We start from the raw sequence: 15077 nt of genomic DNA on the forward strand, positions 1-15077 counted from the left end.
GGGGTTGTGCTGGGTCGCTAGATCCCCTGAATCTTCTCGCGGAAGGCGGCGATCGCGGGCCAGGTCTGCTGTTCGGCGACGGCGCCGGTGAGCAGGCCGAGGTGACTCGACTCGACGGTGTGGAACTCGGTGTGCACCGAGTCGGCGAACAGGTCGAGACCGTGTTTCGCCGCGGCGTGCGAGACGATGGCGTCGTGATGAGAGCCGACCATGAACACCGGCGCGGTCACCGACGCGAGGTCGACGGTCAGCGAGTCGAAGTGCAGCACCCCTCGCGAGATCTCATCGCGCAGAATCAGATTGACGAACATCTGCTCGCTCACCCGGCCGGGGTAACCGGGCATGGAGCTCTGGAACCGGTCGATCACCTGCATGCGGATCAGTGCGTCGACGTCGTGCAGATTCGACAGGATGTACTTGGGCTTGAGTAGTTCGCGGTCCCAGGCGGTCGCTCGGTAGACGAGGCGGACCGCGGGCGCCGGGATGCCGCCCAACGCGCGCATCAGATACGTGACGGGACGACCGCCGGTGGGTCCCAGGAGTGCGCGCACCAGGGGATAGGGCTGGATCTGCTTGTAGTCGAGCGGGGTGCCCACGGTGATCACCGACCGGATGGGCAGCTCGCGATGGGCGCCTGCGGTCAGCAGTGACAGCGTGCCGCCCAGGCTCCAGCCCATCAGGTCCACGGCGTCCGGCGCCGACCGGAAGTCGTCGACGACGTCGCCGATGGCGCGCGGCACGATGAGATCGATGTAGTCCTCGAAACCGAGGTGTCGGTCGCGGTACGAGACGTCGCCCAGATCGATCACATACGGGATGGTGCCCAGGTTCAGCAGGAACTCGACCACGGAGTTCGCCGGTCGTGCGTCGGGCGCGAGGTCGTAGCAGTGGGCCGGCACCGCCAGCGGCGGTACCAGCAGCACTGGGACCTGGCCGGATGCGCGCGCCGCGTCGAGCTGCGCGACGGACCCGTAGCGGATCAGTCGGGCGTGTGGACGGTCGGACAGGACCACGCTCTCGGTGGCCGCTTTCGGCGCTAGATCGCCGGTCAGAACACGCGCAAGGGTCCGGAGGTCACTGAGCATGAGGCGCAGGGTACCTTGTTCGACGGCCCCGCCGATAACGACGTGGCGCGCCGATGCGGATGTCGCATCGTCTCGCCGGTTCCGGGTACCGTTTGTGCTGGTCCGATTGCATGGGACACGGCATCGAGCGCTAGGCTGGAGCCGATTCGCTCGTAGGGGGCACGCCCCCGAGGCGGAAAAACACGAGATGTTCATATAGCGTCGCGTGGACAAACCGAACTGTAGAAACGAAAGACGGAGGAACCGTGGCTCTTCCCCAGTTGACCGATGAGCAGCGTGCAGCAGCACTCGAGAAGGCGGCTGCCGCTCGCCGTGTTCGCGCCGAGCTCAAGAACCGTTTGAAGAGCGGCGGCACCAACCTGCAGCAGGTGCTGGCCGACGCCGAGAACGACGAGATCCTCGGCAAGATGAAGGTCTCGGCTCTGCTCGAGGCGCTGCCGAAGGTCGGCAAGGTCAAGGCGCAGGAGATCATGACCGAGCTCGAGATCGCACCGACCCGCCGCGTGCGCGGCCTGGGTGACCGCCAGCGCAAGGCTCTGCTTGAGAAGTTCAGCGCCTGAGCGTGACCCGGGAACAGACCCGACGGAGGGGCCGACTGGTGGTACTGGTCGGCCCCTCGGCCGTCGGCAAGTCGACGGTCGTCGCGCGGCTGCGTGAGCTGGTGCCCGACCTGTGGTTCAGCGTGTCGGCGACGACGCGTGACCCGCGTCGCGGCGAGGTGGACGGCCGCGACTATCACTTCGTCAGCCGCGAACGGTTCGATTCGATGATCGACCAGGACGAGTTGCTGGAGTGGGCCGACATCCACGGCGGGCTGCAACGGTCCGGAACACCTGCGGCGCCGGTGCGCCAGGCGCTGGACTCGGGAGCACCCGTGTTGCTGGAGGTGGATCTGGTCGGCTCGCGCAACGTCGCAGCCGCCATGCCGGAGGCCGTCACGGTCTTCCTGGCCCCGCCGAGCTGGGACGCACTGGTGCAGCGACTCACCGGGCGCGGCACCGAATCCGCCGAGGTGATCGAGCGTCGACTCGACACCGCGCGCACCGAAATGGCGGCGCTCGACGAGTTCCAACACGTGATTGTGAACGACGATGTCGACGTAGCCGCACAACAATTGGTAAACTTGCTGGTTGGGCCGCCTTCGTACGAGGCGGCCCAGGCCAAGACTTCGCAGGAGAATGAGTGACTACTCAGACTGACATCGAAACCACCGACGTCGTCGACGAACCCGTTTACGACACCCCGCTGGGTATCACCAATCCGCCGATCGACGAACTGCTCGAGCGCACCTCGTCCAAGTACGCGCTGGTCATCTACGCCGCCAAGCGCGCTCGGCAGATCAACGACTACTACAACCAACTCGCCGAGGGCATCCTCGAGTACGTCGGCCCCCTGGTGGAGCCTGGCGTCCAGGAGAAGCCGCTCTCGATCGCGATGCGGGAGATCCACTCGGATCTTCTCGAGCACACCGAAGGCGAGTAGGCCGCACCGGTGTCCAGAGCGCACATCGTCATCGGTGTGGGCGGAGGGATCGCTGCTTACAAGGTCTGCTCGGTCATCCGTCATTACACCGAGGCCGGTCATGACGTTCGCGTCATGCCGACCCGCGCGGCACTGAACTTCGTCGGCGCCGCCACCTTCGAAGCCCTGTCCGGGAATCCCGTCTCGACCGAGGTCTTCGACGACGTCGATCAGGTCGCCCATGTGGCGCTGGGCCGGCAGGCCGATCTGGTGATCATCGCTCCCGCGACCGCGGATCTGATGGCTCGCGCGGCGGGTGGTCGTGCCGACGATCTGCTGACCGCGACGCTGCTGACGGCGACCTGCCCGGTGCTGTTCGTACCCGCCATGCACACGGAGATGTGGGAGCACCCGGCGACGGTCGCCAACGTCGCGACACTGCGCAGTCGCGGTGCCACGGTGATGACGCCCGCCGTCGGTCGCCTCACTGGCGCCGACACCGGGGCGGGGCGAATGCCCGAGCCGGCGGAGATCGCCGCGCTCGGCGACCTGCTTCTGGACCGGTCCGACGCTCTGCCCTACGACCTCGCCGGGGTGCGGGTCCTCATCAGCGCGGGCGGCACGCGAGAAGCACTGGACCCCGTCCGCTATCTGGGCAACCACAGTTCCGGAAAGCAGGGCTACGCGCTCGCTCGGGCGGCATCGCAACGCGGCGCACGGGTGACCCTAGTCGCCGGAGCGACGTCTGATCCGGGCGATCCGGCGGCCGTCACCGTCGTCGACGTCGACTCCGCGCGCGAGATGCAGCGCGAGATGACCGACCGTGCGCGCGAGGCCGACGTCGTCATCATGGCCGCCGCGGTCGCCGACTTCCGCCCGGTCTCCGTCGCCGGCGCGAAGATCAAGAAGGGCGACTCGGGACCCGCTCCGATCGTGCTCGACACCAACCCGGACATCCTCGCAGGCCTGGTCACCGATCGGCGCGACGGCAAGATCGCGTCGGAGACGGTCATCGTCGGTTTCGCCGCCGAGACCGGCGACGAGCACGGCGGCGTTCTCGATCACGGACGTGCGAAACTCCGACGAAAAGGCTGTGACCTGCTGATCGTCAATGCCGTCGGGGGCGGAAAAGCCTTCGGCACCGAAGACAACACCGGGTGGGTGCTGTCGGCCGACGGCCGTGAGACCGGACTGCCTTTCGGATCAAAGACATTGATGGCGAGCAGAATCCTTGACGAAGTCGCCCAACTCGTGCCAGATGGACGAGTGCACCCGGCAGCAGGCCGGTCCGGCGACACCGAACACTGACAGATCCCGCAAGGGACAACACCTGATCCCGCGAGGGACAACACCGAGAGGAACCGATGAGCGCCTCAGCGTCCCGTCTATTCACGAGCGAATCCGTCACGGAGGGACATCCCGACAAGATCTGTGACGCGATCAGCGACTCGATTCTCGACGCGATGCTGGCGAAAGACCCTCACGCCAAGGTGGCGGTCGAGACGCTGGTGACGACCGGCCAGGTCCACGTCGCGGGTGAGGTCAACACGACCGCCTACGTCGACATTCCGACGATCGTCCGCGAGAAGATCCTCGCGATCGGCTACGACTCGTCGACCAAGGGATTCGACGGCGCATCGTGCGGTGTCAACGTCGCAATCGGCGCGCAGTCGCCGGAGATCGCCCAGGGTCTGACCGAGTCGCATGAGAAGCGCACCGGTACGGGCGACGACGACATCGACTCGCAGGGCGCAGGCGACCAGGGACTGATGTTCGGGTACGCCTCGGCGGAGACCCCGGAACTGATGCCGCTGCCGATCGCACTGGCCCATCGCCTCTCGCGTCGTCTCACGCAAGTCCGCAAGGACGGCATCCTCCCGTACCTGCGTCCGGACGGTAAGACTCAGGTCACCATCGAATATGCGGGCGACACGCCGGTCCGTCTGGACACCGTCGTCGTCTCGACCCAGCACGCGGCCGACATCGACATCGACGGCATGCTGGCCCCCGACATTCGCAAGCACGTCCTGGAGCCGATCTTCGACGAGCTGGACCTTCCGGTGAAGCTCGACACCTCCAACCCGCGATTGCTCGTCAACCCGACCGGCAGCTTCGTTCTCGGCGGTCCGATGGGCGATGCGGGCCTCACCGGCCGCAAGATCATCGTCGACACCTACGGCGGCATGGCCCGTCACGGCGGCGGCGCGTTCTCGGGCAAGGATCCGTCGAAGGTGGACCGCAGTGCGGCGTACGCGATGCGCTGGGTCGCCAAGAATGCGGTCGCGGCGGGCCTCGCCAGTCGCATCGAGGTCCAGGTCGCGTACGCGATCGGCAAGGCGGCCCCGGTCGGCCTGTTCGTGGAGACGTTCGGCACCGAGAAGGTGGATCCGGGCACCATCCAGAAGGCGATCTCCGAGGTCTTCGATCTGCGTCCGGGCGCCATCACGCGCGATCTGGACCTGCTGCAGCCGATCTACGCACCCACCGCGGCCTACGGTCACTTTGGACGCACCGACGTCGACCTCCCGTGGGAGCGCACCGACCGCGTCGACGCCCTGCGTAAGGCGGCCGGCCTCTAGGCACCTGGTCCTCCTACGCTGGTCGAGTAAGCGAAGCGGGTCCCTACGCTGGTCGAGTAAGCGAAGCGCCGGGTGCTCTTTACGCTGGTCGAGTAAGCGAAGCGCCGGGTGCTCTTTACGCTGGTCGAGTAAGCGAAGCGCATCGAGACCGCCGAGAGCGCGGGCGTAGGAGCGGAGTCGTGACAGACAAGGAAACGCAGGCGCGCAAGCCTGCGCGCAATGAACGGGTCGCTGCGTCGCAGCGGCCCGTTGCGCGTGTGCTGCCCATGCTCGGGTTGGCGCATCTCGATCACACCTTCGACTACCTGGTCGACACGAAGACGGACGCCGAGGCGCAGCCCGGTGTCCGGGTCCGGGTCCGGTTCGCGGGGCGTCTGGTCGACGGCTATCTGCTGGAACGCATCGACGACAGCGATCACCGCGGCAGGTTGTCGTGGCTCGACCGTGTGGTGTCGCCCGAACGGGTCCTGACCGACGAGATGGCCGAGCTGTGCCGTGCCGTCGCCGACCGCTACGCCGGCACGATGGCCGACGTCCTCCGCTCGGCCATCCCGCCGCGGCACGCGCGGGTCGAGAAGGAAGACTGTTCGCAGCACGTCCTTCCGGCGATCGCGGCGCCGGACGTCGACGGCTGGGACCGGTACGACGGCGGCCGGGCATTCCTCGACGCGGTGCGTGACGGGGGGCACCCGCACGCGGGTTGGCAGGCGTTGCCGGGGGAGGACGTGGCCGCCCGCCTGGCCGAACTGGCGGCGGGTGCGGCGGCCGCGGGTCGCGGCGTCGTGATCGTCGTGCCCGATCAGCGTGATCTGGACCGCCTCGAAGCGGCTTGTGCGCCGTTGCTCGGTGAGCAATGCGTCACCCTCGCGGCCGGTCTCGGCCCCACGGCGAGATACCGGCGCTGGCTCTCGGCTCTGCGCGGCCGGGCCCCGGTGGTCATCGGCACCCGCAGTGCGATCTTCGCGCCGGTGCGCGACATCGGTCTGATCGTCGTGTTCGACGACGGGGACGACAGCCTCGACGAGCCGCGGTCGCCGTACCCGCATCCGCGGGAGGTCGGTGTGCTGCGCGCGCATGCCACGGGTGCAGCGTTGCTCGTGGGCGGATTCTCGCGGACGGCCGAGGTGCAGGCCCTCGTCGAATCGGGATGGGCGTTCGACGTCGTCGCGCCGCGGGCGACTGTCCGCGAGGCGATGCCGCGCGTCGACGGGATCTCCGATGAGGATCGACGGATCGCCGGCGACCCGCTGGCTCGGTCGGCCCGCATTCCCGGCATCGCGTTCGACGCCGCCCGTCGTGCGCTGGCCGCCGAGCAGGCGGTGCTGTTCAGTGTTCCGCGGCGCGGCTACCTCCCATCGGTGGCGTGCGCGCGGTGCCGCACGCACGCCCGCTGCCGGGCGTGCAACGGTCCGTTGCAGATGAGCGATCGCGGCGACCTCGCGTGCCGTTGGTGCGGGCGGCCGGAGAACCGGTTCGTCTGCCCGGTGTGCGCCGGGACCGCGGTCCGGGCCCTGATGATCGGCGACAAGCGCACCGCGGAGGAGCTCGGCCGCGCGTTCCGCGGCGTGCCGGTGGTGACTTCGGCGGGGGACAAGATCGTCGACGAGGTTCCGCCAGGCCCCCGGGTGGTGATCGCCACGCCCGGTGCCGCTCCGCGCGCGCCCGGCGGCTACGGCGCCGCGGTGCTCCTGGACACGTGGGCGCAGTTGGACCGGGAGGATCTGCGTGCCGCCGAGGAGGCGGTGCGCGCGTGGATGGCGGTGGCGACCCTGGTGCGGCCGCGCGGGGAAGGCGGGCGCGTGGTGGTGGTCGCCGACTCGTCGGAGGTCGCGGTGCAGGCGCTGATCCGGTGGGATCCGGTCGGGTTCGCGTCCGCAGAGCTCGCCAATCGGGTGGAACTCGGGTTTCCCCCGGCCGTCACGATGGCGTCGGTCGACGGCCCGCCCGACGCCGTCGCCGCATTCGTGAACCTGCTGGCCATGCCACCGGATGCGGAGACGCTGGGGCCGGTTCCGCTGCCCGCCGGGGTCCGTCGTCCCGCAGGTCTGGACGATGCGGGGCCCGTCGACCGCATGCTGCTGCGGACCCCGCGCGTGGCCGGCCGGGAGCTGGCCGAGGCCCTTCGCGCGGCGCAGGCGCTGCGGAATGCGCGTCATGACGACACCGCGGGCATCCGGGTCCAGGTGGATCCACCTACGATTGGTTGACATGAGGCTGGTGTTCGCCGGCACGCCCGACGTGGCGGTGCCGACCCTGCAGGAATTGATCGACTCTCCCGACCACGAGGTGGTCGGCGTCATCACCCGTCCCGACACCACCGCGGGTCGGGGACGGAAGGTGGTCCGATCCGACGTCGGGCGGCTCGCCGACGAGCATGCGATCGAGGTCGTGACGCCCGCGCGGATGTCCGATCCGGACGTCGCCGAGGCACTGTCACGGTGGAACGCGGACCTCGGCGTCGTCGTCGCGTACGGCGGACTGATTCCGCAGAGCGTGCTCGACATGCTCCCGCACGGCTGGGTGAACCTGCATTTCTCGCTGCTCCCGGCGTGGCGCGGGGCCGCGCCCGTGCAGGCATCGATCGCGGCCGGTGACGAGATCACCGGCGCCAGCGTCTTCCTCCTCGAAGCCGGTCTCGACACCGGGCCGGTCTACGGCACGCTGACCGAGCGGATCCGCGACACCGACACCTCCGGCGATCTGCTGGGACGGCTCGCGGTCTCGGGCGCCACTCTGGCGAAGGCCGTGGTCGACGGCATCGAGGCGGGCGAGCTCGCCCCGGTTCCCCAAGACGCCGACGGCGTCTCGCACGCCGCGAAGATCAGCAGCGACGACGCCCGTGTCCGCTGGGACCTGCCGTCGCACATCATCGGGCGCACCGTTCGCGCCCACACGCCGGCGCCCGGGTCGTGGACGACGCTCGGTGACGCCCGCATCAAACTGGGACCGGTCACCCCGGCCGACGACGACCCGGCCGTCCCCACCGAGCTCGCCCCCGGCGTTCTCGGAGTCACTAAGAAGGCCGTCTTCGTCGGCACCGCGTCCGGCGCCGTCCGACTGAGCACGGTCCAGGTGCCGGGGAAGAAGTCGATGAACGCGGCCGACTGGGCGCGCGGCAGTCGGCTCGACGGCACGGAGGAGTTCGAATGAGCAGCCACCCCAACCGTCGCCGCGGACACGACGGCCCCGGTCGGCCCAAACGATCGGGACCGTCGCAGAGTGGGCCGAACAAGTACCGCGACAAGGAGATCGATCCGGCGCGCATCGTCGCCCGCGACGTGCTGCGTGCGGTCCGGGAGCGAGACGCCTACGCGAACCTGCTGCTGCCGAAACTGCTGCGCGAGCGGAAGATCACCGGCCGCGACGCGGCGCTCGCCACCGAGCTCACGTACGGCACAGCGCGCTCCCTCGGATTCCTCGACGCGGTGATCTCCGCGGCCGCTGGACGGCCGGCGCACGAGATCGACGGCACGCTCCTCGATGTGCTTCGTCTGGGCGCGTACCAGTTGCTGCGCACCCGCATCGGGTCGCACGCCGCCGTCTCCACGTCGGTCGACATCGCGCGCAGCGAGAACGGCATGGGACCGTCGGGATTCGTCAATGCCGTGCTCCGCAAGATCAGCCAGCGCGACGAGCAGCTCTGGATCGACGAACTGGCGCCGTCGATGATGGACGACCGCATCGGCAACCTCGCCTTCACCTACGCGCACCCGCGGTGGATCGCCGAGGTGTTCTACGAGGCTCTCGATCGGTCGACCGGTGAGCTGCAGGCCGCCTTGGCCGCCGACGACGATCGGCCGATCGTCCACCTCGTCGCCCGTCCCGGGCAGATCTCCGGGGAGGAACTGGCCCTCATCAGCGGTGGCGACGAGGGCCGCTACTCGCCGTACTGCGTCTACCTGCCCGAAGGCGACCCCGGCAAGATCGACGCCGTGCGGGAGGGCTTCGCCGGCGTGCAGGACGAGGGCAGCCAGTTGGTTGCTCTCGCCCTCAGTCGCGCCGAGGTCGCCGACGACGCCGGTCGCTGGCTGGATCTGTGTGCGGGACCGGGAGGTAAGGCCGCGCTCCTCGGTTCGCTGGCACACATCGCCGAGGCGCATCTCGACGCCGTCGAGATCTCCGAGCATCGCGCCGAGCTGATCGACAAGGTCGTCGACGGGTTGCCGGTCCGAGTCCATGTCGCCGACGGTCGCGACTCGGGCCTGGAGCCGGGTTTCGATCGCATTCTGGTCGACGCGCCCTGCTCCGGTCTGGGCTCGCTGCGACGTCGACCCGAGGCGCGGTGGCGGCGCAAGCCGGACGACATCCCGGCACTGGTCACCCTCCAGAAGGAGTTGGTGACCGAAGCGCTGCGGCTGGTCAAGCCCGGCGGGGTCGTCGTCTACTCCACCTGTTCACCCCACCGCGCTGAGACCGTCGAGGTGATCGACGCGGTGCTCGCCGACGTCGACGGCATCACCCAGCTCGATGCGCGGCCCCTGGCCGCGGGCGACGTCTTCGACCCGGAGACGCTCGGCGCCGGGCCGCACGTCCAACTGTGGCCGCACCGCCAGGACACCGATGCGATGTTCTTGGCGGCGCTGCGCAAGGACTGACGGGGGAATCTTCGCGTGCGCCATTCGTTTTCATACCGGTGGATGACGCGGATGCCCGCAGGTGTCACCCCAGGCCGGGCGCTCTCGTAGACTCGGGGGCATGTGCACTTCCGGCCGCCCGGCTCCCATGATCGCCCCGTCCATCCTGTCCGCCGACTTCGCGAATCTCGCCGCGGAAGTGGCCGCAGTCGGTCCGTCCGACGTCGACCCCGGCGTCGACTGGGTGCACGTGGACGTGATGGACAACCACTTCGTGCCGAACTTGACGCTCGGGATGCCCGTCGTCGAGAGCCTGCTCAAGGCCACCGACATCCCGCTCGACTGTCACCTGATGATCGAGGACCCGGGCCGCTGGGCGCCCGCGTACGCCGAGGCCGGCGCCTACAACGTCACCTTCCACGCGGAGGCGACCGACGATCCGACGGCGGTCGGCCGCGACATCCGGGCCGCCGGAGGCAAAGCCGGTCTGGCGATCAAACCGGGCACGCCGCTGGAGCCGTATCTGGAGATCCTTCGGGATTTCGACACGCTTCTCGTGATGAGCGTCGAGCCGGGCTTCGGCGGCCAGAAGTTCATGCCGGAGGTCCTCGACAAGGTCCGCACCATCCGCAAGAAGATCGACGCGGGCGATCTCCGACTGCTCGTCGAGATCGACGGCGGGATCAGCGCGTCGACCATCGAGGAGGCGGCCGAGGCAGGTGTCGACTGTTTCGTGGCCGGGTCGGCCGTCTACGGCGGAGACGACCCCGCCGCCCGCGTGGCGAATCTGCGCCGCCTGGCGACGTCGGTCCGCGAGAACCAGTAGAGGTGCGTTCCTCGGTCGACGACGCGATGCGGCGGGCGGTCGTCGCATCGGCCGACGCCCTGGGCGTCAGTTCGCCGAACCCGGCCGTGGGCGCCGTGATCCTGGACGCCGCCGGCGACGTCGTCGGCGTCGGGCACACCCAGCCGCCGGGACAGGCCCATGCCGAGGTGATGGCACTGCGGGACGCCGGAGACCGGGCGCGCGGCGGGACCGCGGTGGTCACGCTGGAACCGTGCAATCACACCGGGCGGACCGGACCCTGTGCGCAGGCGCTCCTCGACGCAGGCGTGTCCGCTGTGCACTACGCCGTCGCCGACCCGAATCCGTCCGCCGCCGGGGGAGCGCAGACCCTCCGCGCGGCCGGCGTCGCGGTCACCGGCGGCGTGCTCGAGGCGCAGGTCCGTCGCGGACCGTTGCGCTACTGGCTGCACCGCCAACGGTACGACCGCCCGTTCGTGACGGCGAAGATCGCGGCGACCGTCGACGGTCGGATCGCGGCGCCGGACGGCACCAGTCAATGGATCACCGGACCAGCGTCGCGGGAACACGCGCACCGACAGCGCGCGCGGCTCGACGCGATCGTCATCGGTACCGGAACGGCTCTCACCGACGACCCGTCGCTGACCGCCCGCTATCCCGACGGCACACTCCGCGGGCACCAGCCCGCGCGCGTCGTCATGGGGCATCGAGACGTCCCGGCAGCGGCGACGCTGCGTGACGGCGTCGCGCCGTTGCTCTGCGTCCGCAGTCACGACCCGCACGCGGTCCTCGCCGCACTGCCCGATGCGCTGCACGTCCTCGTCGAGGGCGGACCGGCGATCATCGGCGCCTTCCTGGCCGCGGGGCTCGTCGACGAGGTCCAGGCGTATCAGGCGCCGATGGTGCTGGGCGGCGGTCGCGGCGCGGTGGACGATGAGTCGGTCGCCACGCTGCCGAACGCCCATCGCTTTCGGCGGACCGCCGTCGAAGAGCTGGGCGACGACCTGTTGATCGTGTTCGTGCCCCGCTGACCCGTAGCGCGCGACGCCGATGCGTGACGCGTCGACGCGTCAGTCCTTCATGCGCGGTGAGCCCTTCTTGCGACGGCCGACGACGACACCGCAACCGAACGCGATGACGGTCACCACCGTCAGCGTCAGCCACAGTGGCGCGTTGAACGAGAACCAGAACAGGGTGGTGCTGGTGGAGTCCCGGTTCTGTGCGATGAACACGATCGCCAGGACGGCCAGCAGAATGGGAAGCCAGTACCGGGTCAGAAAGCTTACGGCGGGAGACTGCGACGTGCTCATCGTCGGTCCTTTCGGTAGGGGTCCTGGCCGGACCCGCAACGTGCTCACCGTAGCGCCTGACGTCGAGTGTCCCAGCGTCCGGGACGTGCGCTGCGCACCGATTGTGTGACGCGTGCTAATTTCGTAAGTGAGTTCTCGGGGCGGGGTGCAATTCCCCACCGGCGGTAATGCTCTCGACAGAGGGACGAGCCCGCGAGCGCCCGCGCAGCAGTGCGGGGACGAGCAGACTTCGGTGCGATTCCGAGGCCGACGGTCACAGTCCGGATACGAGAGGACGTCAGCCGGCACCCGTCGGCTGTCTCTCCCGAGCGCACAGTGCAAAGGAGAGACGGTGTTCACGGGAATCGTGGAGGAGCGAGGCGAAATCACCGCCCGCGACGACCTCACGGAAGCCGCACGTTTTCGGATTCGCGGCCCCTTGGTGACCAGCGACGCCTCGTTCGGCGATTCGATCGCCGTCAACGGGGTGTGCCTGACGGTCACCGAACTCGCCGACGACGAGTTCACTGTCGACGTGATGGCGGAGACCCTCACTCGCAGTTCACTGGATCGGCTGGGCGCAGGCGCCTCGGTGAACCTCGAGCGTGCGATGGCCGCGGGCGGCCGATTCGGCGGGCACATCGTTCAGGGCCACGTGGACGGCGTCGGCCGGATCCGCGCGGTCACCCCGAGTGAGAACTGGACGGTGGTGCGCGTCGAGGTCCCCGAGCAGTTGTCCCGCTACGTCGTCGAAAAAGGGTCGATCACGATCGACGGCATCTCGCTCACCGTCTCGGCCGTCGGCGTCGACGGGGAATACGGAGACTGGCTCGAGGTGTCTCTCATACCGACGACTCTGGCCGAGACCAACCTCGGTGACGCGGCGCCCGACGTGCGTGTCAACCTGGAAGTCGATGTCATCGCGAAGTACGTCGAGCGCCTGACCGGCGCCGGTCGTCCCGCGAACGCTGATGTGGAAGGCAGTGAGCCCAATGAGTGAGACCGGGAGCAGTGACGGTGCAGAGAAGGACACTGCGGAGCAGATCGTCTTCGACACCGTTGAGCGCGCCATCGCCGACATCGCCGCGGGCAAGGCGGTCGTGGTGGTCGACGACGAGGATCGCGAGAACGAGGGCGACCTGATCTTCGCCGCAGAGATGGCCACGCCGGAACTCGTCGCCTTCATGGTCCGATACACCTCGGGCTACCTGTGCGTCCCGATGACCGGCGAGGACTGCGATCGTCTGGGCCTGCCGCCGATGTACTCGGTGAACCAGGACAAACACGGCACCGCGTACACCGTCACCGTCGACGCCCGCGAAGGCATCGGCACCGGCATCAGCGCCGCCGACCGCGCGACCACCATGCGCAAACTGGCCGACTCGGCGTCGGCCGCTCACGACTTCACTCGCCCCGGACACGTGGTGCCGCTGCGCGCCAAGCCGGGCGGTGTGCTGCGCCGCCCGGGTCACACCGAGGCCGCGGTCGACCTCGCCAAGGCAGCGGGACTGGCTCCCGCCGGCGTGATCTGTGAGATCGTCAGCCAGAAGGATCCCGGCCACATGGCCCAGACCGACGAACTGCGCGTCTTCGCCGACGAGCACGAGCTGGCACTGATCTCGATCGCCGACCTGATCTCATGGCGTCGTCACCACGAGAAGCATGTCGAGCGCGTCGCCGACGCCCGGATCCCGACCGAACACGGAACGTTCCGGGCCGTCGGCTACCAGAGCTCGTACGACGAGGCCGAGCACGTCGCGCTGGTGATGGGCGACATCGAAGGTCCCGACGGCAAGGGCGAAGACGTGCTGGTCCGGGTGCACTCGGAGTGCCTGACCGGCGACGTCTTCGGTTCGCTGCGCTGCGACTGCGGGCCGCAACTCGACGCCGCCATGGAGCTGGTCGGGCGCGAAGGCCGCGGCGTCGTCCTGTACATGCGCGGACACGAGGGTCGGGGAATCGGCCTGATGCACAAGCTGCAGGCGTACCAGTTGCAGGACGACGGCGCCGATACCGTCGACGCGAACCTCGAGCTGGGCCTGCCGGCGGACGCTCGCGACTACGGTCTCGGCGCACAGATCCTGGTCGACCTCGGGGTGCGATCCATGCGACTGCTCACCAACAATCCCGCCAAGCGCGTCGGACTGGACGGCTACGGACTGGAGATCGTGGAGCGCGTCCCGATGCCGGTGCGCGCCAACGCCGAGAACCTCCGATACCTGCGGACCAAGCGTGACCGCATGGGACACGTCTTGGACGGGCTCGAGGATTTCGACGGGACCGCAGCCGATGGGACGGGAGAGGGCGCATGAGCGGCAGTGGAGAACCGGCACTCGACCTGCAGGATGCGGGCGGGCTGACCGTCGCGATCGTCGCCTCGCAGTGGCACGAGACCATCTGCACGGCGCTGCTCGACGGCGCTGTGCGCGCCGCCCACCGCAACGGCGTCACCGATCCGACGGTGGTTCGTGTCGCCGGTGCGATCGAACTCCCCGTGATCGTGCAGGCGTTGGCTCGCACGCACGACGCCGTGGTCGCGCTCGGCGTCGTGATCAAGGGCGAGACACCGCACTTCGAGTATGTGTGCGACGCCGTGACCGACGGACTGACCCGGGTGTCGCTCGACGAGTCGACGCCGGTCGGCAACGGGGTCCTCACCACGCTGACCGAGGATCAGGCGATCGCCCGAGCCGGCCTGCCGGGATCGTCCGAGGACAAGGGAGCGCAGGCGATGACCGCGGCATTGGCCGCGGCGCTGATCCTGAAGGAGCTCGAATGAGCGAGGCGCTGGACTCGGACGCGCGACGACCGGCGAGCGGCGAGTGGGACTACGAGTACAAGCCGCTCTGGATGAAGCGTGCCGCGTGGGTGGCCATCGCCGTCGTCATGATCATTCACCTGACGTTCGGGCTACTGCTGGACATCTCGTACACCGGCGTCAACGTCGGCTGGTCCGACAAACTGTCGTTGATCGGCGTCGGCGTCCTGATCAGTGCCGTCATCCTGTACTTGACGCGCGCTCGCGTGCGGGTGGGACCGCGAGGCGTCGGCGTCCTGAATCTGGTGTCCGAGCGCGTGTTCGGCTGGGACGAGGTCCTCGGCCTCGAGTACCCGGAGAAGGGGTCGTGGGCGCGCCTGGTGTTTCCGAATGACGAGCACATCCCGGTCATGGCGATCCAGGCCCGCGACGGGGATCTCGCCGTCGCGGCGATGAACCGGATCAGAGAGTTCGGCGCTCGGTACGCACCCGCGGAGCAGTCCGGATCTGAGTAGACTGCTCGCCC

The 15077-nt window shown here is 68.9% G+C and carries 16 protein-coding genes and 1 riboswitch; of the genes, 14 read left to right on the plus strand and 2 right to left on the minus strand.

Features of this window, described 5'->3' with window-relative positions; all coding sequences use genetic code 11:
* Positions 1–17: 17 nt before the first annotated feature.
* Positions 18–1085, minus strand: coding sequence for an alpha/beta hydrolase (locus tag GH2_RS18735; RefSeq protein WP_066171747.1), 1068 nt, complete (start codon positions 1083–1085; stop codon positions 18–20).
* A 245-nt stretch (positions 1086–1330) separates the two neighbouring features.
* Between GH2_RS18735 and mihF the strand changes: the two genes are divergently transcribed.
* The 10 genes from mihF to ribD all read left to right on the plus strand — a co-directional run bounded on the left by mihF (position 1331) and on the right by ribD (position 11535).
* A complete protein-coding gene (mihF, locus tag GH2_RS18740; RefSeq protein WP_062392741.1) occupies positions 1331–1645 on the plus strand; it encodes an integration host factor, actinobacterial type in 315 nt (104 codons plus the stop codon).
* Between the two features lie 2 nt (positions 1646–1647).
* Positions 1648–2271 (plus strand): guanylate kinase, encoded by a 624-nt coding sequence (gene gmk, locus GH2_RS18745; protein ID WP_084247630.1) that lies wholly within the window; start codon positions 1648–1650, stop codon positions 2269–2271.
* Entirely contained in the window at positions 2268–2567 is a 300-nt protein-coding gene (rpoZ, locus tag GH2_RS18750) for a DNA-directed RNA polymerase subunit omega (RefSeq protein WP_066171750.1), read from the plus strand. Before gmk ends, rpoZ begins: the two co-directional genes overlap by 4 nt.
* Positions 2568–2576: 9 nt before the next feature.
* On the plus strand, positions 2577–3854 hold the full coding sequence (gene coaBC, locus GH2_RS18755; RefSeq protein ID WP_066171753.1) for a bifunctional phosphopantothenoylcysteine decarboxylase/phosphopantothenate--cysteine ligase CoaBC: 1278 nt from the start codon (positions 2577–2579) through the stop codon (positions 3852–3854).
* 56 nt (positions 3855–3910) lie between these two features.
* Positions 3911–5125, plus strand: a complete 1215-nt coding sequence (metK, locus tag GH2_RS18760; protein WP_066171756.1) for a methionine adenosyltransferase — start codon at positions 3911–3913, stop codon at positions 5123–5125.
* A 266-nt stretch (positions 5126–5391) separates the two neighbouring features.
* Positions 5392–7332, plus strand: a complete 1941-nt coding sequence (locus GH2_RS18765; protein WP_066171914.1) for a primosomal protein N' — start codon at positions 5392–5394, stop codon at positions 7330–7332.
* A gap of 1 nt (position 7333) precedes the next feature.
* Positions 7334–8275 carry a methionyl-tRNA formyltransferase gene (gene fmt, locus GH2_RS18770; protein WP_066171759.1) on the plus strand — a complete coding sequence of 314 codons (942 nt, stop codon included), beginning with the start codon at positions 7334–7336 and terminating at the stop codon, positions 8273–8275.
* The gene (locus GH2_RS18775; RefSeq protein WP_066171762.1) at positions 8272–9720 is read left to right on the plus strand and encodes an RsmB/NOP family class I SAM-dependent RNA methyltransferase; all 1449 of its coding nucleotides are present in this window, start codon (positions 8272–8274) and stop codon (positions 9718–9720) included. Before fmt ends, GH2_RS18775 begins: the two co-directional genes overlap by 4 nt.
* Positions 9721–9820: 100 nt before the next feature.
* Positions 9821–10525 carry a ribulose-phosphate 3-epimerase gene (gene rpe / locus GH2_RS18780; RefSeq protein WP_066171764.1) on the plus strand — a complete coding sequence of 235 codons (705 nt, stop codon included), beginning with the start codon at positions 9821–9823 and terminating at the stop codon, positions 10523–10525.
* Positions 10526–10551: 26 nt separating this feature from the next.
* Entirely contained in the window at positions 10552–11535 is a 984-nt protein-coding gene (ribD, locus tag GH2_RS18785; protein WP_066171916.1) for a bifunctional diaminohydroxyphosphoribosylaminopyrimidine deaminase/5-amino-6-(5-phosphoribosylamino)uracil reductase RibD, read from the plus strand.
* Positions 11536–11574: 39 nt separating this feature from the next.
* On the opposite strand, the gene GH2_RS18790 is transcribed toward ribD, so the two are convergent.
* Entirely contained in the window at positions 11575–11814 is a 240-nt protein-coding gene (locus GH2_RS18790; protein WP_066171767.1) for a LapA family protein, read from the minus strand.
* 127 nt (positions 11815–11941) lie between these two features.
* A riboswitch (FMN riboswitch) is annotated at positions 11942–12094 on the plus strand.
* Between the two features lie 51 nt (positions 12095–12145).
* On the opposite strand from GH2_RS18790, the gene GH2_RS18795 reads away from it, so the two are divergent.
* Genes GH2_RS18795 through GH2_RS18810 form a run of 4 tightly spaced genes read left to right on the plus strand, consistent with a single transcriptional unit; the run spans position 12146 to position 15066 of the window.
* A complete protein-coding gene (locus GH2_RS18795; protein WP_066171770.1) occupies positions 12146–12793 on the plus strand; it encodes a riboflavin synthase in 648 nt (215 codons plus the stop codon).
* On the plus strand, positions 12786–14105 hold the full coding sequence (locus GH2_RS18800) for a bifunctional 3,4-dihydroxy-2-butanone-4-phosphate synthase/GTP cyclohydrolase II (protein WP_066171773.1): 1320 nt from the start codon (positions 12786–12788) through the stop codon (positions 14103–14105). The genes GH2_RS18795 and GH2_RS18800 overlap by 8 nt, the downstream gene beginning before the upstream one ends.
* On the plus strand, positions 14102–14572 hold the full coding sequence (ribH, locus tag GH2_RS18805) for a 6,7-dimethyl-8-ribityllumazine synthase (RefSeq protein ID WP_066171775.1): 471 nt from the start codon (positions 14102–14104) through the stop codon (positions 14570–14572). The genes GH2_RS18800 and ribH overlap by 4 nt, the downstream gene beginning before the upstream one ends.
* Positions 14569–15066, plus strand: a complete 498-nt coding sequence (locus GH2_RS18810; protein WP_066171777.1) for a PH domain-containing protein — start codon at positions 14569–14571, stop codon at positions 15064–15066. Before ribH ends, GH2_RS18810 begins: the two co-directional genes overlap by 4 nt.
* The last annotated feature ends 11 nt before the right edge of the window (positions 15067–15077 follow it).

The sequence above is a fragment of the Gordonia hydrophobica NBRC 16057 genome (assembly GCF_001592365.1).
In the GTDB taxonomy this organism is placed as follows: domain Bacteria; phylum Actinomycetota; class Actinomycetes; order Mycobacteriales; family Mycobacteriaceae; genus Gordonia; species Gordonia hydrophobica.

Excerpts from the sequence above, each read along its gene's own strand:
- ribH (WP_066171775.1), top strand. The coding sequence starts at position 14,102 with ATGAGCGGCAGTGGAGAACCGGCACTCGACCTGCAGGATGCGGGCGGG.
- metK (WP_066171756.1), top strand. The coding sequence starts at position 3,911 with ATGAGCGCCTCAGCGTCCCGTCTATTCACGAGCGAATCCGTCACGGAG.
- GH2_RS18775 (WP_066171762.1), top strand. The coding sequence starts at position 8,272 with ATGAGCAGCCACCCCAACCGTCGCCGCGGACACGACGGCCCCGGTCGG.
- GH2_RS18735 (WP_066171747.1), bottom strand. The coding sequence starts at position 1,085 with ATGCTCAGTGACCTCCGGACCCTTGCGCGTGTTCTGACCGGCGATCTA.
- fmt (WP_066171759.1), top strand. The coding sequence starts at position 7,334 with ATGAGGCTGGTGTTCGCCGGCACGCCCGACGTGGCGGTGCCGACCCTG.
- GH2_RS18790 (WP_066171767.1), bottom strand. The coding sequence starts at position 11,814 with ATGAGCACGTCGCAGTCTCCCGCCGTAAGCTTTCTGACCCGGTACTGG.
- GH2_RS18765 (WP_066171914.1), top strand. The coding sequence starts at position 5,392 with ATGCTCGGGTTGGCGCATCTCGATCACACCTTCGACTACCTGGTCGAC.
- ribD (WP_066171916.1), top strand. The coding sequence starts at position 10,552 with ATGCGGCGGGCGGTCGTCGCATCGGCCGACGCCCTGGGCGTCAGTTCG.
- GH2_RS18800 (WP_066171773.1), top strand. The coding sequence starts at position 12,786 with ATGAGTGAGACCGGGAGCAGTGACGGTGCAGAGAAGGACACTGCGGAG.
- rpe (WP_066171764.1), top strand. The coding sequence starts at position 9,821 with ATGTGCACTTCCGGCCGCCCGGCTCCCATGATCGCCCCGTCCATCCTG.
- GH2_RS18810 (WP_066171777.1), top strand. The coding sequence starts at position 14,569 with ATGAGCGAGGCGCTGGACTCGGACGCGCGACGACCGGCGAGCGGCGAG.